This is a genomic window from Anaerosolibacter carboniphilus, assembly GCF_014205875.1.
In the GTDB taxonomy this organism is placed as follows: Bacteria; Bacillota; Clostridia; order Peptostreptococcales; family Thermotaleaceae; genus Anaerosolibacter; species Anaerosolibacter carboniphilus.
Genome location: NZ_JACHEN010000015.1, coordinates 72795 through 99787, shown reverse-complemented (window position 1 = coordinate 99787; position 26993 = coordinate 72795). Strand labels below are relative to the sequence as shown.

The following is a 26993-nucleotide window of genomic DNA, read 5'->3' as shown; positions in this document are numbered from 1 at the left end:
ATCTTTTATTTTGTGAAGAATTAAAAACGACACTATTCATTCTAAACAACAGATGGTTCAAAGATTAGCTCACCTTTTTTGAATCGGTTTAGATGAAGCATATCTATTGGCAATGTAGTCTCTTCTCCTAAAATAGATTCAGCCATCAACAAGCCAGTAGCCGGACCAAACATGAATCCATGACCGCTATATCCTATGGCTAAATAGAATCCCTCCACCTCATCCACAGGTCCATAAATCGGTTGTCTATCCGGTGTCATATTATATAGACCAGCCCATTGTCTTAGTAAGCGTACATCTTTCAGTGGTGGAAGTACCTTGGTAATCGTTTTTGTCATTTCCTCCAAGAAATGCCATCCAGAAGTAATTCGTAGATCCCGTGGTTCACCCTCGTCACCGCGTCCCATAATGATACTTCCATGGGGAACTTGCTGACAATAGAGGTTTAAAGAAAAAGACATAACCATAGGTCCTAAGACAGGTTCAACAGGTTCTGTAACCAGTATCTGATGTCTTTCTGAATAAACTGGTAAATCTAATCCCACCATATTACCAATAAGCTGAGAATACCCTCCTGCCGCATTTACAACCACATTGGTAGAAATATCTCCCTTGTTTGTTTTGACTCCTCTTATTTTTCCCTCTTCGACGATGATATCTATTACTTCCGTGTAGGTATAAATATGAGCACCTAGTCTTTTGGCTGCATTCGCAAAGGCCTGAGTAGTATGAAAAGGGTTGAGATGACCGTCTTTTTGATGAAAGGTCGCACTTATCAATCCTTCTGTATTTAAGAATGGTACAATTTCCTTTGCTTCATCAAGGTCTAACAGTTTTGATTGGATCCCTAAGCTATTTTGCAACGCAACGTTCTTTTTAAATTGTTCATGTTCCTTCTCTGTACTGGAAACAATCAAATACCCGCCTTGCTTGAATTCTATGTCCCCTTCATAAGCTAACTCTTCATTTGCATGCTCAAAGAAATCAGAGGATAGTTTAGAAATCCTACAATTCATTTCTGTTCCCCATTGCTGTCGAATTCCTGCACCGCATCTTCCTGTCGCACCACTGGCTAAATACGCTTTTTCTATAACCACAATATCTCTAACACCTTTTTTTAACAAATTATAAGCAATGGCACATCCTGAGATTCCCCCACCGATGATTACTACATCTGCTGTTTTAATCATGTACCCCACCTCCTGCAGCGCATTCACATATTGCTCCAAGCTTTATTCCTTTCACTGGGGGTCTGTAGGTTCCAGGCTTTAACGCAGCTATAGGTTTGCCTGTTGCAATCAACAATTCCCTAAGAACGAGCTGTGTACATGTTCTTCCTTGGCAAGGACCCATTCCTATTCTACTAATTCTTTTCAACTCATCGAAAGTAGTAAAGCCCTGTGCGATTAAAGCCCTTACTTCTTTTACTGTTAAATCCGAGCAGCGACAAACGATTGTATTGTCATCCATATTAATCCCCCATTCCTATATTTCTTATGGTATGAACATACGCCTTAGGAATAGCAATTGAAATGATGGGCGTTCTATCTAATGCCTTTGTATGGAGTGCCTTTATAACCCTTACATCACACACATATTCACCAGATCTATCCAAGCCCTTTACGATATCACCTTCCGATGGCAGAGGAAGAAACTCATAAGGAATCTTTAGCAACGCCTCATGGTCTGAATAGGTCATATCCACAACCATAATCGCTAAACCTGGGCATTTGCTAATACATAACCCGCATCCATTGCACAACTCATGATCCATGATAGGCAAATCATTTATATCTTGAAATTCTTTTATAGCATTTCTATTACAGGCTGTATAGCAGGGATTGCATGGTATGTTTTGAAAGCATTCAATCACAGCTACGGCCCCCTGACTCAATCGAACACTATTTGGAAAAACCTTTTCTAAATCTTCTTTTAAGGGAACTCCCGTACTTGATAACATTTTTACACCTCCCAACAATATTTGCTTATATATCGCTGCTTGCTGCAGCTTCTAAGATTGTTTGTAGCTGTGCGATTCCTTCTCTAATTTTAATTCCTACTGGACCTGATCTTAAGGCATGTAATTGATCATGCAAGTCCTTCTTCTTCTCCTCCATATTGTATACAGTATGACCTATACTTTGTGCTGCATTCATGCCAGCTAAATATCCCTCTACCATTGCACTACTTGCCTCTTCCACGCCTCCTACATCCCCAGCGACAAAAATTCGTGGAACGGAGGTCTCCATATTTTCATTCCGCAATGGTACATAACCACCTAACTCGTTCACATATTTCATTTCACATCCAGCTTGCCATAATAGTTCCCCTAGAGGTGATAATCCTACAGCTATACACATTACATCTATGTCAAGATCCATCTCGCTTTCTTCTATCGGATTCCAATTTTCATCTAACTTGCATATCGTCGCCCCCTGAAGCTCATTTTTTCCATGAGCTTTCTTTACAGTATAGCTCGTATAGATTGGAACTCCAGCTCTGCGAACCTTTGACGCATGGACCAAATAACCTCCAATTTTAGGTGCAGCATCAATTATTGCTGCCACTTTAACACCTGCCTGCAATAATTGATAACTAACGATCAACCCAATATTTCCTGCGCCAACCATCAAAACGCAATTTCCTGGTTTAATGCCATATTCATTCATTAAAGTTTGAACAGCACCTGCACCGTAGATTCCTGGCAGATCGTTGTTTGGGAATGCCAATGTTTTCTCACTGGCTCCTGTTGCCACGATTGTAGATTTGGCTATAATTTTAATATATTTTCCCGATGTTTCTGCAGTAATTACTCCATCCTCATATATTCCTAATATTGTTGTATCATTTAATATTTCAATGCTCTCCTTGGAACGAATCTGATCAAGAAGTATTCTACAAATATCAATTCCTCGCACCGATGCATACTGTTTTTCTGAACCAAAAAACATATGAGTTTGCTTTACCAACTGACCACCTAAAGATTTATTTCTATCAACTAGAAGAACTTTACATCCTGCTTCCGCAGCACTAATGGCTGCACAGAGACCTGCGGGGCCACCTCCGATAATGAGGACATCTGTATATTTCATCGCAGAATATCTCCTTTCCCTGTTTGTGTATCTATATGCATTCCTTCTTGGAGCATTTCAACACAAATTCTTACATTTGGTTCCCCGTTTACAACCATTAAACAAGAGGAACAATTTCCTATGGCGCAGTAGAAACCTCTAGGTCTTTGCTTTTCATGACTATGACTTAATACTTTTATTCCTGCTGCATGCAATGCAGCGGCAATGGTCTCTCCTTCATATCCTTCTAGTATTTGTCCATTGTACGTGAATTGTACAGTTCTTCCTCTTTCAAAGCTTACGATTGGATGCTCCTGTATTCTCATGGTGACACCTCCATCATGATTTATTTGGATTCTTCCCCTGTTCGGGGAAGAATCCAATCATTATTCCTACTTATTGTTCTGTGATTTAAAAGCTCTATTTAATAAATACAAAAATCCACAAAAATAGAATCCCAAAGTTATAACCATCATAATAATGGAAGTTGATGACATATTACTTCGCCTCCTCTGTTGATTCCATTATGTCTCTGCCTCTCCCTATCCTATTTGCTAGCCAATTGTTTGATAATCCTGCAAATGCAAGCAAGATACCAAATTGAAGAGCGATCGTACCTACACTAAAGGTTTCTGTTGGATCCCACCAATTATCTGGATACCAAGTAATCGCTTGCCATAACCACCAGCCTATAATGATTGTCACGAATGCAGGGAACAATGCCACACTGACTGTCCACCATTTATTAACTTTGAAATCTGACCAAGGTGTATTGATGTCGTTATTTCTGATCTTCTCAAGTCCGCGTTTCATAAGAGCAATAGCAACAAAAAGTCCACTAAAAAGTAATCCTACGCCCCATACCCAATCTTGATTATCATTGATATTTAAGCTATAGGCAGATGGAATACCTGCTAAAAATCCTCCAATTACAACAATTAAAGTTGCTTTTTGTCTATCTAAGCCTGCATCCATAAAGTTCCTAACACCCACCTCAATCATGGGTAGTAGCGAAGTTAAGGCAGCGATGGACATCGCCAAGAAAAAGAGTGCCGATAAGACAGAACCAAATGGCATGGTTGTAAATAATTGCGCCAAATAAATGAAAGTAATCCCAGTATTCCCTGCAGAAATTGCAGCTTCTGGTGCTGGAGAGAGGGCAAAGATCGCTGGTAGCACCGCCATCCCGCAAATTAAAGCACCTACATTATCGCTAAAGCCCATAATCATACAATTTCCTGCAACATCCTCTTTTTTCTTTGTATATACTGCATATGTAATAATAAAACCCCATCCTGCCCCTGTTGACCACGCTGCCTGGGTAAAGGCCTCTAGCCAAATCTTGGGAGTAGCAAGCATATGAAGCTTCGGACTAAATAAAAATTCCAGTCCTTTTGATGCACCTGGGAGTGTTATGGATCTTAAAGCAGCAAAAATTATTAGAGCAAACAATGTGGGAATCATGATTTTTGATGCCTTTTCAATTCCGTTTGTTACACCTTTGTAAATAATGAAACCTGCTACAGCCATAGAAATGAAATGAAAAAGAATCGTCTGTGAAGGTGTAGTAGTAAATGTTTTCCAAATCGCTTCCGTTACTTCTGTACCCACTGGTTTACTAAATGCGCCTGTTACTGCCAGGGTAAAATATTTAACACACCAGCCCATGATTACGGAATAGTAAAACATAATCAATAAACATACTGCTGCAATCCAAGTACCCATCCAGGTATACTTCTTTCCTACATAGTCACGGAAAGCACCAATCGTTCCAAGTCCTGTTCTTCTACCCATGACCATTTCACCCATAAGTAGCGGTATAGACCAAACAAACAAGGCAATCGTCCATGCAATAATGAAAGGCCCTCCTCCGTTTGCAGCCGCTACCCTTGGAAATCTCCATACATTTCCTGTACCTATTGCCATACCTATCGATGCTGCAATGAATCCCCATCTACTAGCCCATTGTTCTTTTTGCTGACTCATACAAACCCTCCTTTAATCAATATTTGTAAAATTCTATCCTCCTTTCATTTCTGAATAATATTCAATACCTTTATTCTTCTAGATGGAGCTATGAAGCGCCGCGGAATCCAAAGAAAGATAAAATACTATATTCCTACTACTTATTAAGCAATTAACATGCCAAAATTTTCAAATAATTTCATGACTAAAGCCAACAAGCAAATTCTATATAAATAAAAGATGCCAGGCCTGTCATCATTCATTTATAGGCCTGGCACCTTTTAGCGGTGTCAATTAATTGACATATATTGTAATGTAGTTTTTAATTGCATACCCGTTTACCATTAATAATTAAAGACTTCAACGATCCGTCAATTTTTTGACGCGTGTCGGTTTTCTGACATTACATTCCATATTGACTTAACTTATAATATAAGGTACTTCTTGGAATATTTAATAATTTCGCTGCCTTTGCTTTATTTCCCTTTGCTTCAGCTAATGCATTCCGAATCATATCGATCTCAGATGATTTCACCATGTCCTCAAGACTTGAAGGTTTGGTCCTTTTATCTATCTTGTCTAGGGTTCCTTCAATGATATACTGGGGTATAGATGACATTGTAATGCGATGATCATAACTCAGTACTACCATACATTCCACGGTATTTCTTAACTCGCGTATATTACCCTTCCATTCATATTTATATAAAATATCAAAGACTTCTTTCTCTATATGATGAATTTTTATATTGTTTTTGCGACATATTTCCTGTAAAAAGTAATCAAATAGCAAAACGATATCCTCTTTTCGGTCTCTTAGAGGTGGCAATTCCATTTCCACCACGTTTAACCGATAGTATAAATCTTCTCTAAAATAACCTTTCTTTACCATATCTTTAAGATTTCTATTGGTAGCTGAGATAATACGAACATCGATGGATATCGATTTTTCTGATCCGATACGTAAGACATTTCCCTCTTGAAGAACCCGAAGCAATTTCGCTTGAAGCTCTATAGGCAAATCTCCTATTTCATCAAGAAAAATCGTTCCATTGTTTGCCAATTCAAAATATCCTAATTTCCCTCTCTTTAGTGCGCCTGTAAAAGCACCTCCTACATATCCAAAAAACTCACTCTCAAAAAGACTTTGAGGAATTGCACTGCAGTTTACTGGAACAAAATGCCCTTGTCTTTTACTATGATGGTGGATGGCTCTTGCAAAAACCTCTTTTCCTGTTCCACTTTCCCCTGTGATCAAAACACTGGTATCTGTCTGAGATACGTGCTTTGCTAGTTGAATTTTACCCTGGATAACTGGACTTTTACCTATAATATTTCCTAAAGAAAAACCACCCTGCGTAATTTTTTCTACTTCTTCTTTCAGAAGGTTAATTTGAGAATTTGCTTTTTCTAAACTGACAGATAGGTTTCTATATTCCGTTACATCCCTTTCCGTTGCCACTACACCCATAAATTCATCCTCAATAAATATAGGTAACGCACTGATAATTACATAATAATTTGGCTTTGGAGAATGATATACATTCTCTATGGGTATACGACTTTCAATAACCGATTGGGTAAGAGCATTGGGAAAAAAATCTATAAGTTTTTGATAAAGAATATCTGTAGCTTTTATTCCATAAATCTTTTCCGCACTTTTATTCCAAAAAATAACGTAACCAGTGGCATCTGTAACAGTGACACCTTCATGCATATTATTAATAATATGCCTATACTGTTTATTGATCATCTCTAGCTTCATATAGTAGCTGTCACGAATATTATCACTTCTTAAAATACCAATTACCTGACCACCATCACATACAGGCAAACGCCCTATTTTTTTTTCAATTAATATCTTTCGCGCTTTACTGATAAGCTCATCTCCTTGGGTTGTAAGAACATCAGTCTTCATGTATTGAGAAACAGGCAGGGAAAGATCATAACGCCCTTTTAAGAAGACTGAAATATCTGCCAAAGTAATCATTCCCAAAAGTTTTTTGTCTCCGTCCATAATCAATGCTTCTTGCATATTTTCTCTTAGAACAAAATAAATGACTTCCGAAAGCTTCATATGGGGTTCTACACTAATATAGTCTTTGGAAAATATTTCATTGACCCTATAATATTGCATTTTATTTTCAAGCAAAATTCTCCCCCCTTTTCAATAGTATATAGATATTTTATATATCCAAAAGAATATATTCTTTCTGCTGAAAAATTAATTGAACTTTCATAATCTTTTAATACTACATATAGTATCTGTTTTCCTGCAAATATGGACAAAAGAAAAATGCAAGAACTCAATCTTGCATTTTCTATCATTCTATACTTTTAAATCAATCTCTAATCCTAGAATTTCCTTATTACGTTCTATGATAGGTCGAATATGTTCTTCAATGAACTCTACTACCTGTTGCGGTCCACGACCAATGTAGAGTGTGGGGTTCACAAGCCTATCAATATTATCTTTAGTCAACTTAAATGTTTCATCCTCTGCAATCCTCATTAATAAATCATTTGGCTTTCCTTCCATCTTAACTTGTTTCGCAGCTTCCATGGAATGGCTTCTTATTTTTTCATGTAGTTCTTGCCTATCTCCGCCTTGCTTGACAGCTTCCATCATTATGTTTTCTGTTGCCATAAAAGGCAACTCACTCATCACATGCTGCTGGATTACCTTTTCATAAACAACCAACCCAGAAGAAACATTAATACAGATCTCAAGTATTGCATCAACAGCCAAAAAAGCTTCTGGAATGGATATTCTTCTATTTGCAGAATCATCTAAAGTTCTCTCAAACCATTGAGTTGACACCGTCATAGCAGGATTCATGATATTGGAAATCACATATCTGGCTAGGGATGCGACTCTTTCACTTCGCATAGGGTTTCTCTTGTATGCCATAGCTGAAGATCCTATCTGATTTGTTTCAAAAGGTTCTTCTACTTCCTTCAAATGTTGCAATAAGCGAAGGTCATTTGTCATTTTATGAGCACTTTGTGCAATGCTGCTCAAGACAGATAATATCCTATAGTCAAGCTTTCTTGAGTATGTTTGTCCTGTTACCGGAAATATTTTTTGGTATCCCATCTTTTCTGTCACAAGTTTATCCAATTCCTTGACCTTTTGATGGTCCCCATCAAACAAGCTTAGGAAACTGGCTTGAGTTCCTGTGGTTCCTTTAACACCCCTAAGGGAGATAGTGCTTAATACATATTCTAAGTCTTCATAGTCCATTAAAAAATCCATTAGCCATAGGGTTGCTCTCTTTCCTACGGTTGTCAGCTGAGCAGGCTGAAAATGGGTAAAGCCAAGGGTTGGTAAATCTTTATACTTTAACGCAAAGGTAGCCATATTGTCCATAAAATTAATCAACTTTTTCTGAATAAGCTTTAACGCCTGGTCCATCACAATGATATCTGTATTATCTCCAACATATGCACTGGTAGCGCCTAAGTGGATAATCGGCTTAGCCTTTGGGCACTGAACACCAAAGGCATATACATGAGACATTACATCATGTCTTGTCTCTTTTTCTCTTTTCATTGCCACTTCATAATTAATATCATTCTTGTATCTCTTCATCTCTTCAATTTGCTCATCAGAGATGTCCAACCCTAGTTCTTTTTCCGCTTCTGCCAAAGCTATCCAAAGACTTCTCCATGTTTTGAACTTTGTATCAGATGAGAATAGTTCTGTCATTTCTCGGCTGGCATATCTTGTAATCAAAGGATTCTCATATGTTGATGACATTGCTTCCACTCCTTTAAATTGTTTACATTAGTATTATACAATAACAAGTTAAAAATCACAAACATTATCATAAATTAATCAGTTTATGTTCATATTAATATGTCTATTTTTATAAAAAAAGATATGGAAGTTCGTCCATATCTTTTTTATCTGCTATCATTACTTTACTTATCTACAAATTCATAAATTTCATCAAAGGATATCCCTACACTTCCTATTGTAGGTCTTGTGTTTAGAAAAGTATCATGGTAATCAGATCCTCCTGTAACAAAAAGTCCATGCTCCTTCGCTATCGCTAAGAATCGCTGCCAATCTTTTCTTTCGTGCTTACTATGGTATACTTCTATTCCCCTTATTCCTTTACTAATGATTTCCATAATGTCTATTTCCTTATTTAACAGTCCTGGATGTGCCAATACAGGAACTCCTTTTGCATTAATGATAGTAGCAATGGCTTCTTCAGGAGACAGTTTGAATCGCTCTATATAAGCAGGTTTTCCTTTTCCAAGCAGTGTTTCAAACGTATCTTGTATCGTTCGTCTATAACCTTTCTCTACGAGTAATCTCCCGATATGGGGCCTACCTATGGCACCTCCCTTTGACGATGATAAAACTTCTTCAAAGGTTATATGGTAACCTAATTCAACCAGCTTCTCTATGATTCGCCTTCCCCTTTGTGCTCTATCATCCTTAATTTTTTCAGTTAATTTAATGATTCCAGGATCCCCATAATCAATCCAATAACCTAATATGTGTACTTCATGATCCATGAATTGTGTACTAAACTCTATACCAGGTATAAATAAAAAATCTTTATATGCTTTAGCAGATCGATCGGCCTCATCTAAACCGTCAACAGTGTCATGATCTGTGATGGCAACACCCTTTAATCCCAGTTTAACAGCCCAATCAATAATTTCTGAAGGCTTTAATATTCCATCCGATGCCGTGGAATGAATATGCATATCTATTTTCAAGCCTCTACCCCCTTGCGCGAACAATTGAATGAATCATTACTCTCACACTAAAATATATATTTGCACAAATTTCTTTAAAATATGTAAAAAAGCAAAAGACCCGTAAAAACAGGTCTTCTTCTAGTAATAAACTATCTTGGTTCAACAATAAGCTTAATGGCAGTTCTTTCTTCGCCATCTATCTGAATATCTGTGAAGGCAGGAATACATATTAGGTCAACACCACTAGGAGCAACGAATCCTCGCGCAATAGCTACTGCTTTCACTGCTTGATTCAGAGCACCCGCACCAATTGCTTGGATTTCTGCACCACCGCGTTCTCTTAAAACGCCAGCTAATGCTCCTGCAACAGAGTTTGGATTTGATTTTGCTGATACTTTTAATACTTCCATGATGAAAGCCCCCTTTAATAATAGAGTTGAATTGACTCATTTAAAAGAATGATATATTATATCAAATTACTATATTCTACATATATCCTGCAAATCCTTTTTTTTCTAAAAAAGAAATAAGAAAATTTAAACAAATCATCCAAACACAACGATTTTACTTTTCAGCATGATGATTATCCTAGTCTGGACTTGTTAATATTTAATCGCCTTATCCTATCTTCTCAAAAAATAATAGAAGCACACTTAGTGTGCTTTATTATTTTGCATATTCTATTGCTCGCGTTTCTCGAATTACATTTACTTTAATTTGACCTGGATATTCCAGTTCGCTTTCAATTTTCTTCGTTATATCTCGGGCTAAATAAATGATATCTGCATCTGCCATTTCTTCCGGCTTCACCATAATTCTTATTTCACGACCAGCCTGAATTGCAAATGATTTTTCAACGCCATCATATGCACTTGCAATTTCTTCTAGTTTCTCAAGACGCTTAATATATGTCTCTAAAGTCTCTCTCCTTGCACCTGGTCTCGCAGCAGAAATCGCATCAGCTGCTGTGACTAAAACGGCTTCAATCGTCTGAGGCTCATAATCACCATGATGGGTTGACATGGCATGGATTACTTCATTAGACTCTTTATACTTCTTCAACAAGTCCATACCAATTTCTACGTGGGTTCCCTCAATTTCATGGTCAACAGCCTTTCCAATATCGTGCAGCAAACCTGCTCTTTTTGCAAGCTTCACATCTGCTCCCAACTCAGTAGCCATTAAACCTGCTAAATGAGAAACTTCTATAGAATGCTTTAATACATTTTGCCCATAGCTTGTTCTAAATTTTAATCTTCCAAGCAACTTAATCAATTCTGGATGTAGTCCATGTACCCCTGTCTCAAAGGTAGCCTGTTCGCCTTCCTCTTTGATCATATTGTTCACTTCTTTTTTAGCTTTTTCTACCATTTCTTCAATTCTAGCGGGATGAATTCTTCCGTCTACAATTAATTTTTCAAGGGCAATTCTTGCAACCTCTCGCCGAATCGGATCGAAACCTGAAAGTATCACTGCCTCTGGTGTATCGTCAATAATTAAGTCTATTCCTGTCAGAGTTTCTAAAGCCCTTATATTTCTACCTTCTCTACCAATTATTCTTCCCTTCATTTCATCGTTAGGAAGAGCAACAACAGATACTGTTGTTTCTGCTACGTGATCCGCTGCACATTTTTGTATTGCATAAGAAATAATTTCTTTTGCCTTTTTCTCGCCTTCTTCTTTTGCTTTTTGTTCTATCTCTTTAATCATCATAGCAGCTTCATGCTTAATCTCTTTTTGTATATCGTTTAAAAGCAACTCTTTTGCATCTTCTGAGGTAAGACCAGAAATTTTTTCAAGTTCTAGAAGTTCCTTTTGATAAAGCTCTTCTATTTCCTCTTCTTTTTCTGCAACTTCCTTTAGTTTCTTGTTATACATGTCTTCTTTCTTCTCAAGATTTTCAGATTTTCTATCCAAAGTTTCTTCTTTTTGAACAAGTCTTCTTTCTAATCTTTGAATTTCGTTTCGTCTTTCCCTACTGTCTTTCTCAAAGTCACTTCTTAACCTGTGAACTTCTTCCTTTGCTTCTAGCAGAATTTCCTTTTTTGCTGTTTCGGCATCTTTTTGCGCTTCGCTGACAATTTCTTTTGCTCTTTGCTCTGCACTATTTAATTTGCCTTCGGCAATATTCCTTCTCAGAAAATATCCTACTACAAAGCTAATTACTGCTATAACGAGAATGATAGCTATGAAGTTTAAACTATTAATACTTAAACACCTCCCCTAATAAAAGAATACAAACTAATAAAACCGAGAAGCCTCGGTTTTTAAATCTTTCACTATGATATTATAGAGTAAAATTTAAAAAACTTGCTGGGCTTCTTGTATTATTCAATGATACACCATTAGTTGTTTTTATTTTATATCTTTTTTATTGCACTGTCAAGTTGATATTCAGTACACTAGAGTATTATAACCATTTTTTGCTATCTCATAAGCTTTTATAAATTGTTTTTCAAAATATTTATATATCTTTTAATACAGTACATTCTCAAAATAAATAATCCCCTGAAAGGGGATTATTCGCTAATTTCCGTATTATCTGAAGAGATTTTTGACAATGGTAAATTGTTAGCTTTTCTTACTTGATTCTCAATTTCTAATGCAATCTCCTTATTTTCAACAAGGAACTGCTTTGCATTCTCTCTTCCCTGACCTAATCGATGCTCTCCATAGCTGTACCATGCACCTGATTTTTTTACGATATCTGCATTCGCTGCACAATCTAAAACACTTCCCTCTCTTGAGATCCCTGTTCCATACATAATATCGAACTCTGCCTGTCTAAAAGGCGGCGCAACCTTATTTTTTACTACTTTCACCCTTGTTCTGCTACCAGTTACAGCGTCTCCCTGCTTGATAGATTCTATTCTTCTTACATCTAAACGAACGGATGCATAGAATTTCAACGCTTTTCCGCCTGTGGTTGTTTCTGGATTTCCGAACATTACACCTACTTTTTCCCTTAGCTGATTGATGAATATAGCCGAAGTTTTTGATTTATTGATTGCTCCTGCTAACTTTCGAAGAGCCTGAGACATTAATCTAGCCTGTAAACCCACATGGCTATCTCCCATGTCGCCTTCAATTTCTGCTTTAGGCACCAAAGCGGCAACAGAATCTATAACAATGACATCAATTGCACCACTTCGAACTAATGCCTCACAAATTTCCAAAGCCTGCTCTCCTGTATCAGGCTGAGACACGATTAAATCATCTATATTCACGCCTAGATTTTTGGCATATACAGGATCTAAAGCATGTTCTGCATCAATAAAAGCTGCAACACCACCATTTTTCTGTGCTTCAGCAATCACATGAAGTGCAACTGTCGTTTTACCAGAAGACTCAGGTCCATAAATCTCAATAATTCTTCCCCTTGGAATACCACCAATTCCAATAGCAATATCTAAATCTAGTGAACCAGTAGAAATAGATTCTACATTTAATCTTGACGTATCCTCACCTAGCTTCATAATAGAACCTTTACCGAACTGTTTTTCTATCTGACCCATTGCAATTTCCAATGCTTTTAATTTCTCTTGCATATCTATCCCAGATACAAAATCTGGTTTTCACCTGCCTTTCAAATGTTAACGAACAAATGTTCTAATACGATTATACATGATAACTATATTAGGGTCAATAGGAATGTTAGGATTTTATAAGTTTTCTAATCATATCCAGGGCGTGCAATAATGACAACTTTCTTATTCGGTCTCGATCTCCAGCCAGCGTTAACTTCTGGGTTATAAAGCGATCACCATACATAGCTGCAATGTAAACAAGTCCTACTGGTTTTTCTTCTGTTCCGCCGCCAGGTCCTGCAATGCCTGTAATAGCCAGGCAAATATCACTACCTGTAATTCGCTGTAATCCCAGAACCATTTCCTTTGCCGTTTCTTCGCTCACTGCACCATATTTTTTTAAGGTCTCTAGTTGAACTCCTAATTCTTCTTCCTTCGCTTTATTGCTGTAGGTAACAATTCCTCTGTCAAAACTCTGAGATATGCCAGCTACACCGGTGAGTTGAGAACATATGAGCCCCCCAGTGCATGACTCTGCTAACGAAATAGAAATATCTCTACGCATTAATTCTTTACCTACTACATCTACCATTTCTTCATCATCATAGCTATAGATATATTTACCCACCTTCTCACGAATCTGCTTAATCATCATTTCTACCAGTTCTATGGCTTGTTGTCTATCGCCAGCCTTCGCAGTCACCCTAAGAGCAACTTCACCCTCCTTTGCATAGGGCGCAATGGTAGGATTTGTTTGATTAGAAATCAAGTCGATCAGTTCTGTCTCCAATTGGGACTCGCCAATACCAAAAAATCTTAACATTTTTGAATAAAAAATTTCCTTTGTTTTCGAAAGTAAATGCGCTTCCGCATAATTAACATACATATTTGTCATTTCTTTTGGTGGTCCTGGAAAAGATATGATAATAGTTCCTTCATGTTCAACAATGAATCCAGGAGCTGTACCAAAATCATTTGGTAAGACAACGGCACCCTCAGGAAAAGATACCTGTTTTAGATTATTTTCAGTCATATATCTATTAATTTTTGTAAAGAAGCTACATAGTCTATCGTAGCTTGGTTTGTGTAATATCATTTTTTTGTCAAACAATTCGGCGATCGTTTCTTTTGTAAGGTCGTCCTGGGTAGGTCCAAGGCCCCCTGTCGTTATGATAATATCGGACCACTGCATAGCATACTTTAAAGTTTCCTTGAGTCTGCTGGCATTATCGCCTACAGTAAAATGATAGTAAACATCTATCCCAATTTCATTAAGCTTTTGGGATAAGAAAACAGAATTACTATTCGTGATTTGTCCCATTAGAAGCTCTGTGCCTATACTAATAATTGAACAATTCATATGCATGTCTCCTTTAAGTTTATTGTAAATAGCAAAAAAGCAGCCATGCTGCTTTTTAATTTATTGTTTTAATACTTGACGATTAAGATAAATATAGTCTACACCTGAAATGATGGTTAACAGTACTGCTGCCCATAATGCTATGCTACTAAATGGAAAGTGGATAAGACTAAAAGGAAAATTATCCAGAAGTATCGCAATAATTGCAACAATCTGGCTTATTGTTTTCAGCTTTCCCCACCAACTGGCTGCAATAACAATACCCTCTGCAGCAGCAATTGCCCTAAATATACTAATGATATATTCCCTTGAAATAATCACAACAACAATCCATGCAGGCAGTTTATCCATTTGCACCAGAGAAACCAAAGCCGCTGTAACTAAAAGCTTATCTGCTAATGGATCCATGAATTTTCCAAACTTGGTTATTTGATTCCTGCTTCTAGCTATATAGCCATCAAGAGTATCTGTAATAGCAGCAATCATGAAAATTGCTGCAGCAATATACATCCCATAGGGAATCTTATTCAATAATACAATCATAAAAACTGGAACTAAAAAAATTCTGGCAATTGTAAGCTTATTTGCAAGATTCATTGAGTATCATCTCTCCCGTTAAATCGTATTCAAGCGCATCCGTGATTCTAACCTTTACAAAATCACCAGGATTCAAGAGGAGTGCTGAAGAAAAGTAAACAATTCCATCAATTTCTGGCGCATCATAAATAGTTCTTCCGATATAAACATTTTCTTCCTCAAGTTTCTCTTCTACAAGTATATCACAAATTTTACCGATTTTCTCTCTATTTTTTTTCAATGATATATCTTTTTGAATAAGCATGATCTCATCTCGTCTAGTTTCCTTGATGGCTTCATCCAATTGATCTTTAAGTTTTGCAGCTGGCGTATCTTCCTCTTGTGAATAAGTAAATACCCCAAGCTTATCAAATTCCATATCTCTAACAAAGGATGCTAACTCTCTAAATTGCTCTTCTGTTTCTCCAGGGAAGCCTACGATCAAAGAAGTTCTTAATGCGATATCTGGAATTTTTTTTCTTAACCTTTCAATAACGGTTATGATATGTTCCTTCGTTGTTTTACGATTCATTCGCTTAAGAACTTCGTTGCTGCAGTGTTGAATAGGTAGGTCGAGATATTTGCAGATTTTTTCTTCACTTGCAATAATATCGATCAATTCTTCACTGATTTCATCGGGATAGCAATATAAAATCCGAATCCATTTAAGATTCTCTATTGTACATAACTGGCTGAGCAGCCCCGTGAGCTTATACTCACCATACAAATCAATACCATATCTTGTTGTATCCTGAGCAATGATTATCAGTTCTTTTACCCCGCTCTCTACCATCGCTTGAGCCTCTTTTATAATGCTTTCCATATCTCTGCTTCTGTATGAGCCTCTCAATTTAGGTATAATACAATAGGTACAGCAATTATCGCACCCATCTGCAATTTTAAGATAAGCAGAATATCTAGGGGTTGCGAGTAGCCTAGGCAAATCCTCTGAAATTTTAACATTAATATTTCCAGATTTAGCAACTCGATTTCCTCTTAAAGCTTCATCAATAATTTGTATGATTTCTGGATAATTACCTGTTCCAATGATTGCATCTACTTCTGGCAGTTCTTCTAATAGTTCGTCTGCATAGCGCTCACCTAAACAGCCTGCCACCACAAGAATCTTACAATTCCCTTCTTCTTTATATTTTCCTAACGCTATGATTGTATCAATAGATTCTTGCTTTGCTGCTTCAATAAATCCGCAGGTATTTACAATAATGATCTCAGCAACTTCTTTTTTATCAGTCAATTCATAGTTGTACTTATTTAATAAACCCATCATGATCTCTGAATCTACTAAATTTTTAGCACATCCTAAAGATTCTATGGAAACTTTTAATGGCATATAAAAACTCCTCTCATATTAAATACTAAATATATGTTACAAAATGCTCTAGCTTCGGTACTACTTCTTCAATATTTTCATATTCAATGGTCAAATCATATGGTCTATATTTTTCAATCGAGTATTTATATAAAGGATCATAGTAATATTCAATAAGATATTCAATTACATATGTGTATTCCTTAGCTTTCACCCTATGAACCAAATCCGCTACCACATCATTTCCTAGTCTTTTATTTAGATTCTGAATCGCTGCAATAATCTTTTCATTTTTATGGGCTAATTGATTCACATAATCACTTAATATAATGTCTACTCGATTTTGCAAAGATGTTTCAATTAGCACATGGGCACCGCTCAACATTCTAGTGTATAAAGACTCTGGAACATGAACCCCTCCAATTCGTTTGCTTTCACTTTCCACAAAAACATAATTATTGCAAAGCTTAGAAAGATTATCAAAAATGAAAGCTTCAAAATTTTTCTGTGTGGGAGGAGAACCTTCAAAAACAATATCGCCAAAGACAGAACCACTATTTTGCGCCAATCTTTCCAAATCCAATACAGGCTGTCCATATTGATGTAGTAGCTCTAGGATATGGGTTTTCCCTACACCCGTAAGCCCGTGAATCATTATAAATTTATATTTTTCTATGGAATGATCGATAAAATCAACCACATGCTTACGATAAGCTTTATACCCGCCTGCCAACTGATATGTGTTAGAAATACTCATCATATTCAGAAAATTGCACACAGATTTGCTACGCATTCCACCTCGCCAACAAAATATTATAATAGAATCATATATATCAGAATAATATTTTATCCTTTCATATATCCCTGTGAGCTTTGAAGCTACGAAATCGAGCCCAACGGTTGTAGCATCTTCCTTACTATCTTTCCGATAAACTGTGCCAACTTTTGCTCTTTCATAATCGTCTAAAATTGGGATATTTATTGCTCCTGGAATGGTGGCCTCAGCAAATTCTGAAGGAGATCTTACATCAATAAATAGTCTATTGGTCATATTCAATGCATTTTCTACTGTTACTGGTTTCAACATACACATTCCTCATTTTCTTATCATTCTTCATTTAAGTATTATGTACCAATTTGGTAAAATATAGAACAGATATTAAGAGTAGAATCTTAGCTTCTACTCTTAATATCTTCAAACTCCTCTTTTGATACAAGCACCTGTCTCGGCTTACTTCCTTCATGCTGTCCTACAATTCCACGCTCTTCCATAGCGTCAATTAATCTGGCTGCTCTGTTGTATCCTATTCTAAATCTTCTCTGAAGCATGGATATGGAGGCCTGCTCCGTTTGAACAACAAGTTCTATGGCATCCTTTAGCAATTCATCTGCTACATCTTCTTCACCAGGATCATCATTTTCAATCTTTTCTATGATATCTAATTCATAATTGTTTTCTTCTACAGCTTGTTCCTTAACAAACGAAACAACTCTTTCCACTTCAGCGTCTGATATAAAAGCTCCTTGAATACGTTTTGGTTTAGAAGCCCCAACAGGATAAAATAACATGTCGCCCTTACCCAATAATTTTTCAGCACCACCCATGTCAAGAATGGTCCTTGAATCTGCTTGGGAGGATACTGCAAAGGCAATTCTAGAAGGTATATTCGCTTTAATCACACCTGTGATAACATCTACAGAAGGCCTCTGAGTCGCCACAATGAGATGCATCCCGGCTGCTCTAGCCATCTGTGCCAATCGACAAATAGCATCTTCTACTTGACCAGGAGCCACCATCATGAGATCTGCAAGCTCATCAATGATAATCACAATCTTCGATAGCTTTTCTCTACCTTCCTTCATCATTTTTTCATTATAACCAGTTATATCTCTAACACCATTTTGAGCAAAGGATTTATATCGATTGGTCATTTCCTGTACTGCCCAATTAAGTGCTGTAGACGCCTTCTTTGGATCTGTCACTACAGGAATTAGTAAGTGGGGAATGCCATTATAATTATTCAGTTCAACAACCTTCGGATCAATTAACAAAAATTTCACCTCATCTGGTAAGGCTTTGTATAATATGCTAGTAATAAGCGTATTTACACATACACTCTTCCCTGAACCAGTAGATCCAGCGATTAGTAAGTGGGGCATTTTGGCAAGATCAGATACCATAGGGTTTCCAGCAATGTCCTTACCCAGAACAAAGGTTAGTTTCGATTCATTTTCTGAGAAAGGTTCGCTCACCAATACCTCTTTTACGGTAACGGTAGTAACAGAATCATTAGGAATTTCTATCCCTACCGCAGCTTTCCCTGGGATAGGGGCTTCGATTCGAATATGAGAAGCAGCTAGGTTGAGGGCGATATCATCAGATAAACTCACAATCTTACTTACCTTCACTCCAGGACTAGGCTGGATTTCATATCTCGTGATTGTAGGTCCTTTACTCACCTGCATTACCTTTGCATCTACCCCGAAATTTTGTAAAGTATCCTCTAATACTTTCGCTTTATTTAGAATTTCTTTTTTATCATTTTTATTATTGCTTGAATTCCCATTTTCTAGTAAATTCAGACTAGGCATTTTATAAGCTATAGGCGCCTTTGCCGCCTGATGAATATGTAGATCAATTGATTCCTCGTTAAGTTCTTCAGAAGGTTTTTGCGCAACTTTTTCTATCGTAGTCATGGGGATTTGCTGGCCTTCTACTTCCCGCTCTTCTGGCTCTGTCCTTCTTGTAAAATCAAGTATTTTTATTTTTGCATCCATCGTCTCATTCTTTGCAATCGGAAGCTCTTCATGATCATTTATAAAAACTTCCTTTTGTTTTTCTATTATAGCTTTCTCTTTGTTTCCACTAGACTTTTTTTCTTTTTCTGGATGAATCTGTATAAATTCAAGAATTGCTTGTCCTAAAGTAACGAAAAAAGCAACCACACCCTTTTTTATATTCCCCAGTACTGTTACTAAAGACACGTTTGTCAACATGAGTAAAGAAGCCATCATAATGGTAATGACAATCACATAGCTCCCGCTCAAACCAAACAGCTTAAGAAAAGTCAAACCTAATATGGTTCCTATAAATCCGCTGCCCCGATCCTCAATTCCTTGAACGTATGCATTTCCAAGATTAGAAAAGCTTAATTGATCTTTAATCGTAGGGTCAACATGATTCACCCCGTAAAGAATTACATAAGATAAATACAAAACCAATACTGTAAAACGCAGCTTCCGATCAAAAGACTTCAACTTTCCAGCCATCGTAAATAATCCGAAAGCTATGATCACAAAAGGCAATAAATTTGCAGGCTGTGCCAGAAGCCCCTTCAGCGTATATTTAATAATTTTGCCAATTTCTCCGGAAGACTCCGTTTGCAAACTTATAAGTACTAAAATACCAATAGAAATAATAAATAATGAAAAAATTTCATGTGGAATAGGGGATTTGTTTTGTTCCTTTTTCCGTTGTTTTCTTGACATCTTTACTCACCTCAGTTATTTGTTAGAAAAAGTACAGAAATACGATCCCTAGGATTCAATCGTAAAATAGACATCCATGACAAGAGAATTACAAATATCTAGATCAGAAACGAAAAAAATAAAGTGCTAATCTTAGATATTAACACTTTACCATTGATATTATAACATATGCTATTGAATTATTCTATTGCAAATTCGTAGGACTTTCCGCTAATTCAACTCTCTGCGCATTACTTGCTTCAATTAATTCCTGTAGCTTTGCCATGGCTTCTTTTATTCCCCCTACTTCGTCTATCAATCCTATATCAACAGCTTCATTTCCAATTAAAATAGTACCAATGTCATTTGCAATCTCATCTGTCTCATTCATGAGTTGAATGAATGTTTCTCTGGACACCTTTGAGGTTCTTGTCACAAATTGAATAATCCTTTCTTGCATTTTTTGAAAATATTTAAAGGTTTGAGGCACCCCAATGACTAGTCCATTCATTCGAATGGGGTGAATCGTCATTGTAGCTGTAGGGACAATAAAAGAATAATTACTCGCTGTTGCTAGCGGAACACCAATGCTATGGCCTCCACCTAATACGATGGATACAGTAGGCTTCGTTAAGCTAGAAATCATTTCAGCCAGTGCAAGTCCAGCTTCTACATCTCCACCTACTGTATTTAATATGGTTAAAAGACCTTGTATCTTAGGATTCTCCTCCACAGCGATTAATTGTGGAATAATATGCTCATATTTTGTAGATTTGTTCTGTGGCGGTGCTACCATATGGCCTTCAATATGCCCAATAATTGTTAAATAATGTATATTCCCAGGCATTTCAGGTATATTATGGTTTCCTAAACTCTTGACATTTTCTAAAGTAGATTTTATCTTCAGCTTTGGACGTCCTGTAATTGGAGCTTCAGTCTCAGGCAAAACTTCAGGAGGTGCAGCTGGTGTTTTCTCTTCATTTTCAAACATTATTTCACACTCCTATAATTAAGTATACAAACAAATGATCTGGAACGCCTGTTGAGGACATAATAATAAATGATAGATTGATACGCTAACTGTTTTCATATATATTTTTACCATAAAAAAAACTACTATACGAAAACTTTGCGTATAGTAGTTTTTTTGCCTTATCTTGATAAATTAAATTCCTGATGCAGTGCATTTACTGCTTTTTCCATGTCTTTCCGGCTGACCAAACATGAGATTGTTGTATGAGAGTCTGAAGATTGTAGTATCTTAACACCTTGGCCAGCTAAGGCTTTGACAATTCGAGCCATTACACCTGGCACACCACGGATTTTATGTCCTATGGCAGTAATCTTACTACAATCCTTTGCTACTTGGAATTTATATTCTAATTTATTTAGAATTTGCTCCAACTTTTCTACATTTTTCTCTTCAACTGTAAATACTTTCCTATCTGTGAAAAAGTTAATCAAATCGATGCTGATATGATTATCAGTCAACTCATTCATAAATCTTTCACTTTCTTCCACTGAATCTCCATTAAAGAAAACCGTAAACTGAGTAATACCATTTTTATGAGCTATAGCTGTTAGCAAATCACCTTCATTACCACTTCTGTATGAGTTCCCTTTGGATCCAATTTTTCCATTAATAATCGTCCCTGGTGCATCGGAGAAGGTATTTTTGATTTTTAAAGTTATATTACCTCTTCGGGCTATTTCAACAGCCCGCGGATGTACAACTTTCGCCCCATCTTCAGCCATCTGATATATTTCGTCATAGCAAATAGTATCGATTACTTTTGCCTCGGGTACAAGTCTTGGATCTGCAGTCATTACACCATCAACATCTGTGTAGATTTCTACAACATCTGCTTCTAAAGCTTCTCCTAGAAGTGCTGCCGTTGTATCACTGCCTCCTCTGCCTAGCGTTGTAATGTCTCCTGTCAAAGTTGCTCCTTGAAACCCTGTTACCACAGGAATCTTTCCCTCTTTTAACAAACTGAGTATAGGCTCACAATCCACACGGGTTACTTCTGCATCACCATGGTATTCATCTGTAATAATACCTGCTTGAAAGCCTGTTAACGCCACGGCATCATAACCTGTAGCCTTTATCGTATTTGCCATGATTACAGCAGAAATTATTTCTCCACAAGCCATAATCATATCAAGTTCCCTACTACTCTGCTCTTTAAACGCATGATTGGCTAATCCAATTAATGTATCTGTTGCATAAGGATCACCACTGCGTCCTATGGCGGAGACCACTACTACGGGTATTTTCCCTTCCTGTTTGCTTAGAATTACTTTTTTTGCTACTTTTTCTCTTAGTTCTTTTGTTGCCACAGAGGTTCCACCAAATTTTTGGATAATGATATTCATTTTCCTCCTCCTTACCAAATATATACCTTAATATTAGCACATATTAATAAAAATTTCTACTTAATTTGAGCACATATTGTTATATATATATTTTATGTTGAGGAAAATGGGGTGGTGTATGACCGAAAGAAAATCTAATTATAGGGAAAACTTTCTTCTATTTTGCTTTTCTTCTTCTAATTCGATGATAATCATATCATTGCCAATCTTCTTAACACAATTCCATGGAATTTCTATATAACCTCGATCTGAAAAAAGCGATAACTGATTCCTAAAATCTGGCACTAGCAAAGATCTAATTTTCCCGTTTCGCTCGTCTATTAATAAATCAGACTCAGCAACAATTCCTAATCTACCGCCATCTGTTAAATTAACGATTTCTTTTCCACCAAGCTTGCTTAATTTCATGGTTCTCCCTCCTTCTAATCTCCCATGCGACAATCGTTCAAATATCGACTCGCCTGCTTAAAATAAAATTTTCTAAATACAAGCCCTTACTATATGTTTATTGCATGGCTGGAGGTAATATTCACTTTTTATTTGCCTGTATGACCAAAGCCACCTGTGCCTCTTTTCGTTTCACTTAAGTCCTCTACTGGAATCCAATTAATCCTCTCATATTTACAGATTACCAGCTGGGCAATCCTATCACCATTCTGAATCGTAAAATCCTCATTTCCCCAATTGATTATTGGAACCTTAATTTCCCCTCTATAGTCACTATCTATCGTTCCGATCCCATTAATTAAACCAATGCCGTGCTTTATGGCCAACCCGCTTCTTGCTCTAACCTGGGCCTCAAGGCCCTCAGGAAGCTCTATATGTATACCTGTGGGTATAAGGGCTCGTTCCCCTGGTCTCAAGATTATTTCACTTGATAAATCTGCTTGTAGATCCATACCTGATGCATTATTGGTCTCATATTTCGGCAATGCTATTCCATCCCTCTTTATCTTAATTTTTATTTGATGCATTTGTTCTCCCCCTAACATATATTAAAATTCAATATAAATCGTTTATACAGATATGAAAAAGACATTAGCACAGGCTAATATCTTTAAAATTTAAGCATTTCACAAACGCCGTTATCACTCTCAACTTTTCCAACAAGTGCAACAGAAGCATATGCTGAATCAAAAATATCATGGGTTACACGATAGACATCTTCCATTGTTACAGCATCTATCTTCTCTAAGACTTCTTTTTGCGTATAAACTCTGTTCATAAGTAGCTCTGATTTTCCTATGGACGTCATTCTACTGCTGGTGCTTTCCAATCCTAAAATATAATTTCCTTTAAGTTGTTCTTTTGATTTATAGAATTCTTCCTCAGTCAATCCCTTTTCTTTTATATGGCAGATCTCTTCATTTATTAGCTTTGTGACCTCAATTAGTTGACTCGGGTTTATACCGGCATAAATTGTCATCATACCAATTTGACTATAGGATGACGGATATGAAAATACAGAATATGCAAGTCCCTTATCTTCTCTAATGTTCTGAAATAGCCTTGAACTCATACTTCCGCCAAAAACATTATTCATTACTAATAATGGATATAAATCCCTATGCCCCTGGGGTATGCCCTTGAATCCAATGCAAAAATGTAACTGTTCAATATCCTTGTATCGATGTCCGCTATTCTTTCCAAAACTAGGTGCTTCAAGTATATTAGGCTTTTTTATATGATTAGAATACTTCATAAATTTTTCTTCCAATAAACTGAAAAGTAATTCTTGGTCAAAGTTTCCTGCCACAGATACAACAATATTATCAGATGTATAATTGTTTTGTATATATTCAAGAAGCATTTCACGCTGAAACTCGCTAACAGTTTGACTCGTTCCCAATATAGGGGAGCCTAAAGAATGGTTATTAAATGTCACCTTTGCCAATAGATCATGTACAAGATCTTCTGGTGAATCCTCATACATATTGATTTCTTCTAATACAACACTTTTCTCTTTTTCAATTTCTACATCACTGAAGGTTGAATTGAATAACATGTCTGACAATACATCTACAGCAATTGGCAGATGACTATCCAAAACCTTCGCATAATAACAGGTACACTCCTTGCTTGTAAAAGCATTGAGTTGGCCTCCGATGCTGTCTATACTCTCAGCAATTTGTTTTGCTGTTCTATTCGACGTACCTTTGAAAAGCATATGCTCGATAAAATGCGTAATACCATTGTTATTACTATTTTCATGGATAGATCCTACTCCAATCCAGAACCCTAATGAAACAGATTTAACATGGGGAATTTGTTCAACAATGACTCTTACACCATTACTTAATCTATATCTTTCAACCATCTTATCCTCCTGCGTTCTTTTCTGAGAAACATATTAATTATTATAATTTAGTATTCCGAAATAATCAAGAAAAAACACTGTTCTATCAAATTAGCAGTCATATCAATCATACTTCTAGAAAAAAAACATAAACCTATTTGGTTTATGTTTTTTTATTTGTCTTGAGTTTCAGGCTGTTCAGTATCAGGAAGTGCATCTTTTCTAGAAAGGTTAATTCTACCCTGCTTGTCAATTTCAATTACCTTTACAAGCACTTCATCTCCAATATTTAATACATCTTCTACCTTTGCAGTTCGCTCTTTTGCAATATTTGATATATGTACCAATCCTTCTTTTCCTGGTAGGATTTCAACAAAGGCTCCAAAATTCATAATGCGCATTACTTTGCCCATATAAATCTCTCCAACCTGAGCTTCCTTAACAATACCTTCTACCATCTTTAATGCCTTATTTCCATCTTCAACATTTGAAGCCGTGATAAATACTCTACCATCATCTTCAATGTCAATCTTAACACCAGTTTCATCAATAATTTTATTGATTGTTTTTCCACCAGGACCTATTAATTCTCGAATCTTATCTGGATGAATCATCGTCTTGATAATTCTTGGTGCATATGGTGAGATTTCATCTCTTGGCTTAGAAATAGTAGCATTCATCTTATCAAGAATGTAGAATCTTCCATCTCTTGCCTGCTTTAAGGCTTTCTCTAAAATCTCCTTGTTAATGCCTTCAATCTTAATATCCATCTGAATCGCAGTAATTCCTTCCGCTGTTCCAGCAACTTTAAAGTCCATATCTCCGAGGAAGTCCTCCATCCCCTGAATATCACTTAAAATTGAGATTTGATCATCATCTTTAATCAAACCCATGGCAATCCCAGCAACTGGAGATTTGATTGGTACCCCTGCATCTAGTAAAGCCAGTGTACTCCCGCAAACCGAACCTTGAGATGTACTTCCATTAGAACTGAGAACCTCAGAAACTAAACGAATTGTATAAGGAAAATCTGATTCTGAAGGAATAACAGGTTCTAATGCTCTTTCTGCTAAAGCACCATGTCCTATTTCTCTTCTTCCTGGTCCTCTCATGAACCTTGCTTCCCCAACACTATAAGGTGGGAAGTTGTAATGATGCATATAACGCTTCGATTCTTCCTCGCCTAAACCATCTAAAATTTGCGCATCTCCTATGGCACCCAATGTTGCAACGGTTAATACTTGTGTTTGCCCTCTCTTAAATAAGCCTGTTCCATGAGTTCTTGGTAGAATACCAACATCACATGTGATTTCACGAATTTCCTCTGGCTTTCTATTATCAGGTCTAATTTTTTCTTCTATAATCATTTTACGTACTTGTTCTTTTGTAATTTGATATAAGGTTTGAGAAATATCCTTTCCATTATCAGGGTACTTCTCCAGGAAATATTCCATAGTTTCTTGCTTCACATTTTCCATATTCTCATTTCGTTCAACTTTATCTACTGTTTTTATCGCCTGAAGCATTTTTTCCGTAGCAAAAGACCTTACCTCTTCTTCAATTGCAGCATCTATTTCCAAAAGAACAAGTTCTTGCTTTGGCTTTCCTACTTCTGCTACAATCTCCTCGATAAAATTGACGACTTTTTTGATTTCTTCATGGGCAAACATGATGGCATTTAGCATTACCTCTTCTGAAAGCTCATTGGCTCCGGCTTCTACCATCATAATAGCATCCTTAGTACCAGAAACGACCAAATGCATTTGGCTTTTTTCTCTTTCTTTAGCAGTTGGATTAATCACCATTTGTCCATCGACCATTCCAATGATTGCAGAGCCCGTAGGTCCTTTGAAAGGTATGTCAGAAATAGATAAGGCAATAGAAGAACCAATCATTGCTACAACGTCAGGCGTACAATCCTGATCAACAGATAAAACCGTAGCCACAACCTGTACATCATTCCTGTACCCTTTTGGGAAAAGTGGGCGAATCGGTCGATCTATCAATCTCGATGTTAAAATAGCCTTTTCTGTAGGTCTACCTTCTCTTTTAACAAATCCCCCTGGAATTTTGCCTACAGAATATAATCTTTCTTCATAGTCTACACTAAGAGGGAAAAAGTCAATTCCTTCCTTGGGCTGAGAAGAAGCAACCGCGGTTACTAAAACAACGGTATCTCCATATCTAACAAAGGCTGCCCCGCTGGCTTGCTCAGCATATTTACCGATTGTCACTTCGAAGGGTCTGTTACCAATTGTTGTTTTAAAAATCTTCTCCATTATTTACCTCCTTACATGTTTATTTT

The 26993-nt window shown here is 36.7% G+C and carries 23 protein-coding genes; all 23 read right to left on the bottom strand.

The annotated features are described in order from the left end of the window. Positions 1-41 precede the first annotated feature (41 nt). The gene (locus HNQ80_RS12930) at positions 42-1190 is read right to left on the bottom strand and encodes an NAD(P)/FAD-dependent oxidoreductase (protein ID WP_184311080.1); all 1149 of its coding nucleotides are present in this window, start codon (positions 1188-1190) and stop codon (positions 42-44) included. Beyond that, complete coding sequence (locus HNQ80_RS12925; protein WP_184311079.1) at positions 1183-1470, bottom strand: (2Fe-2S)-binding protein; 288 nt, start codon at positions 1468-1470, stop codon at positions 1183-1185. Before HNQ80_RS12925 ends, HNQ80_RS12930 begins: the two co-directional genes overlap by 8 nt. Before the next feature lies 1 nt (position 1471). Further along, complete coding sequence (locus tag HNQ80_RS12920) at positions 1472-1960, bottom strand: 4Fe-4S binding protein (RefSeq protein ID WP_184311078.1); 489 nt, start codon at positions 1958-1960, stop codon at positions 1472-1474. Positions 1961-1985: 25 nt separating this feature from the next. Beyond that, complete coding sequence (locus HNQ80_RS12915) at positions 1986-3092, bottom strand: NAD(P)/FAD-dependent oxidoreductase (RefSeq protein WP_184311077.1); 1107 nt, start codon at positions 3090-3092, stop codon at positions 1986-1988. After that, positions 3089-3397, bottom strand: a complete 309-nt coding sequence (locus HNQ80_RS12910; RefSeq protein WP_184311076.1) for a (2Fe-2S)-binding protein — start codon at positions 3395-3397, stop codon at positions 3089-3091. Before HNQ80_RS12910 ends, HNQ80_RS12915 begins: the two co-directional genes overlap by 4 nt. Before the next feature lie 172 nt (positions 3398-3569). Beyond that, positions 3570-5057 carry a sodium-dependent transporter gene (locus tag HNQ80_RS12905; protein ID WP_184311075.1) on the bottom strand — a complete coding sequence of 496 codons (1488 nt, stop codon included), beginning with the start codon at positions 5055-5057 and terminating at the stop codon, positions 3570-3572. A 382-nt stretch (positions 5058-5439) separates the two neighbouring features. Further along, positions 5440-7188, bottom strand: a complete 1749-nt coding sequence (gene prdR, locus HNQ80_RS12900) for a sigma-54 dependent transcriptional regulator PrdR (protein WP_184311074.1) — start codon at positions 7186-7188, stop codon at positions 5440-5442. Positions 7189-7365: 177 nt separating this feature from the next. Further along, positions 7366-8796, bottom strand: coding sequence for an adenylosuccinate lyase (gene purB / locus HNQ80_RS12895; RefSeq protein ID WP_184311073.1), 1431 nt, complete (start codon positions 8794-8796; stop codon positions 7366-7368). 164 nt (positions 8797-8960) lie between these two features. Continuing rightward, positions 8961-9773 (bottom strand): PHP domain-containing protein, encoded by an 813-nt coding sequence (locus tag HNQ80_RS12890; RefSeq protein WP_184311072.1) that lies wholly within the window; start codon positions 9771-9773, stop codon positions 8961-8963. Positions 9774-9904: 131 nt separating this feature from the next. Further along, positions 9905-10165: a stage V sporulation protein SpoVS gene (gene spoVS, locus HNQ80_RS12885; protein ID WP_068556162.1), complete on the bottom strand. Its 261-nt coding sequence runs from the start codon at positions 10163-10165 to the stop codon at positions 9905-9907. A gap of 256 nt (positions 10166-10421) precedes the next feature. Beyond that, positions 10422-11963, bottom strand: a complete 1542-nt coding sequence (rny, locus tag HNQ80_RS12880) for a ribonuclease Y (protein ID WP_184311104.1) — start codon at positions 11961-11963, stop codon at positions 10422-10424. A 311-nt stretch (positions 11964-12274) separates the two neighbouring features. After that, positions 12275-13303 carry a recombinase RecA gene (recA, locus tag HNQ80_RS12875; RefSeq protein WP_184311071.1) on the bottom strand — a complete coding sequence of 343 codons (1029 nt, stop codon included), beginning with the start codon at positions 13301-13303 and terminating at the stop codon, positions 12275-12277. A gap of 106 nt (positions 13304-13409) precedes the next feature. Continuing rightward, complete coding sequence (locus tag HNQ80_RS12870; RefSeq protein WP_184311070.1) at positions 13410-14642, bottom strand: competence/damage-inducible protein A; 1233 nt, start codon at positions 14640-14642, stop codon at positions 13410-13412. A gap of 60 nt (positions 14643-14702) precedes the next feature. Then, on the bottom strand, positions 14703-15239 hold the full coding sequence (gene pgsA / locus HNQ80_RS12865; RefSeq protein WP_184311069.1) for a CDP-diacylglycerol--glycerol-3-phosphate 3-phosphatidyltransferase: 537 nt from the start codon (positions 15237-15239) through the stop codon (positions 14703-14705). Then, the gene (gene rimO / locus HNQ80_RS12860; protein WP_184311068.1) at positions 15223-16569 is read right to left on the bottom strand and encodes a 30S ribosomal protein S12 methylthiotransferase RimO; all 1347 of its coding nucleotides are present in this window, start codon (positions 16567-16569) and stop codon (positions 15223-15225) included. The genes pgsA and rimO overlap by 17 nt, the downstream gene beginning before the upstream one ends. Positions 16570-16594: 25 nt before the next feature. Beyond that, on the bottom strand, positions 16595-17635 hold the full coding sequence (gene mnmH, locus HNQ80_RS12855; RefSeq protein ID WP_184311067.1) for a tRNA 2-selenouridine(34) synthase MnmH: 1041 nt from the start codon (positions 17633-17635) through the stop codon (positions 16595-16597). A gap of 86 nt (positions 17636-17721) precedes the next feature. Next, positions 17722-20037, bottom strand: coding sequence for an FtsK/SpoIIIE family DNA translocase (locus HNQ80_RS12850; protein WP_184311066.1), 2316 nt, complete (start codon positions 20035-20037; stop codon positions 17722-17724). Between the two features lie 184 nt (positions 20038-20221). After that, positions 20222-21007: a ClpP family protease gene (locus tag HNQ80_RS12845; protein ID WP_184311065.1), complete on the bottom strand. Its 786-nt coding sequence runs from the start codon at positions 21005-21007 to the stop codon at positions 20222-20224. A gap of 161 nt (positions 21008-21168) precedes the next feature. Next, on the bottom strand, positions 21169-22392 hold the full coding sequence (gene dapG, locus HNQ80_RS12840) for an aspartate kinase (RefSeq protein ID WP_184311064.1): 1224 nt from the start codon (positions 22390-22392) through the stop codon (positions 21169-21171). 138 nt (positions 22393-22530) lie between these two features. Further along, on the bottom strand, positions 22531-22800 hold the full coding sequence (locus HNQ80_RS12835) for a YlmC/YmxH family sporulation protein (protein ID WP_184311063.1): 270 nt from the start codon (positions 22798-22800) through the stop codon (positions 22531-22533). 128 nt (positions 22801-22928) lie between these two features. After that, the gene (dut, locus tag HNQ80_RS12830; protein ID WP_184311062.1) at positions 22929-23366 is read right to left on the bottom strand and encodes a dUTP diphosphatase; all 438 of its coding nucleotides are present in this window, start codon (positions 23364-23366) and stop codon (positions 22929-22931) included. Between the two features lie 83 nt (positions 23367-23449). Beyond that, positions 23450-24709, bottom strand: coding sequence for a M16 family metallopeptidase (locus HNQ80_RS12825; protein WP_184311061.1), 1260 nt, complete (start codon positions 24707-24709; stop codon positions 23450-23452). 152 nt (positions 24710-24861) lie between these two features. Then, on the bottom strand, positions 24862-26967 hold the full coding sequence (locus HNQ80_RS12820; RefSeq protein WP_184311060.1) for a polyribonucleotide nucleotidyltransferase: 2106 nt from the start codon (positions 26965-26967) through the stop codon (positions 24862-24864). Between the last annotated feature and the right edge of the window lie 26 nt (positions 26968-26993).

Excerpts from the sequence above, each read along its gene's own strand:
- spoVS (WP_068556162.1), bottom strand. The coding sequence starts at position 10,165 with ATGGAAGTATTAAAAGTATCAGCAAAATCAAATCCAAACTCTGTTGCA.
- mnmH (WP_184311067.1), bottom strand. The coding sequence starts at position 17,635 with ATGTTGAAACCAGTAACAGTAGAAAATGCATTGAATATGACCAATAGA.
- HNQ80_RS12910 (WP_184311076.1), bottom strand. The coding sequence starts at position 3,397 with ATGAGAATACAGGAGCATCCAATCGTAAGCTTTGAAAGAGGAAGAACT.
- HNQ80_RS12835 (WP_184311063.1), bottom strand. The coding sequence starts at position 22,800 with ATGAAATTAAGCAAGCTTGGTGGAAAAGAAATCGTTAATTTAACAGAT.
- HNQ80_RS12905 (WP_184311075.1), bottom strand. The coding sequence starts at position 5,057 with ATGAGTCAGCAAAAAGAACAATGGGCTAGTAGATGGGGATTCATTGCA.
- HNQ80_RS12870 (WP_184311070.1), bottom strand. The coding sequence starts at position 14,642 with ATGAATTGTTCAATTATTAGTATAGGCACAGAGCTTCTAATGGGACAA.
- rimO (WP_184311068.1), bottom strand. The coding sequence starts at position 16,569 with ATGCCATTAAAAGTTTCCATAGAATCTTTAGGATGTGCTAAAAATTTA.
- HNQ80_RS12820 (WP_184311060.1), bottom strand. The coding sequence starts at position 26,967 with ATGGAGAAGATTTTTAAAACAACAATTGGTAACAGACCCTTCGAAGTG.
- dut (WP_184311062.1), bottom strand. The coding sequence starts at position 23,366 with ATGCATCAAATAAAAATTAAGATAAAGAGGGATGGAATAGCATTGCCG.
- HNQ80_RS12850 (WP_184311066.1), bottom strand. The coding sequence starts at position 20,037 with ATGTCAAGAAAACAACGGAAAAAGGAACAAAACAAATCCCCTATTCCA.
- HNQ80_RS12930 (WP_184311080.1), bottom strand. The coding sequence starts at position 1,190 with ATGATTAAAACAGCAGATGTAGTAATCATCGGTGGGGGAATCTCAGGA.
- HNQ80_RS12920 (WP_184311078.1), bottom strand. The coding sequence starts at position 1,960 with ATGTTATCAAGTACGGGAGTTCCCTTAAAAGAAGATTTAGAAAAGGTT.
- purB (WP_184311073.1), bottom strand. The coding sequence starts at position 8,796 with ATGTCATCAACATATGAGAATCCTTTGATTACAAGATATGCCAGCCGA.
- HNQ80_RS12925 (WP_184311079.1), bottom strand. The coding sequence starts at position 1,470 with ATGGATGACAATACAATCGTTTGTCGCTGCTCGGATTTAACAGTAAAA.
- recA (WP_184311071.1), bottom strand. The coding sequence starts at position 13,303 with ATGCAAGAGAAATTAAAAGCATTGGAAATTGCAATGGGTCAGATAGAA.
- HNQ80_RS12915 (WP_184311077.1), bottom strand. The coding sequence starts at position 3,092 with ATGAAATATACAGATGTCCTCATTATCGGAGGTGGCCCCGCAGGTCTC.
- HNQ80_RS12825 (WP_184311061.1), bottom strand. The coding sequence starts at position 24,709 with ATGGTTGAAAGATATAGATTAAGTAATGGTGTAAGAGTCATTGTTGAA.
- dapG (WP_184311064.1), bottom strand. The coding sequence starts at position 22,392 with ATGAATATCATTATCCAAAAATTTGGTGGAACCTCTGTGGCAACAAAA.
- pgsA (WP_184311069.1), bottom strand. The coding sequence starts at position 15,239 with ATGAATCTTGCAAATAAGCTTACAATTGCCAGAATTTTTTTAGTTCCA.
- HNQ80_RS12845 (WP_184311065.1), bottom strand. The coding sequence starts at position 21,007 with ATGTTTGAAAATGAAGAGAAAACACCAGCTGCACCTCCTGAAGTTTTG.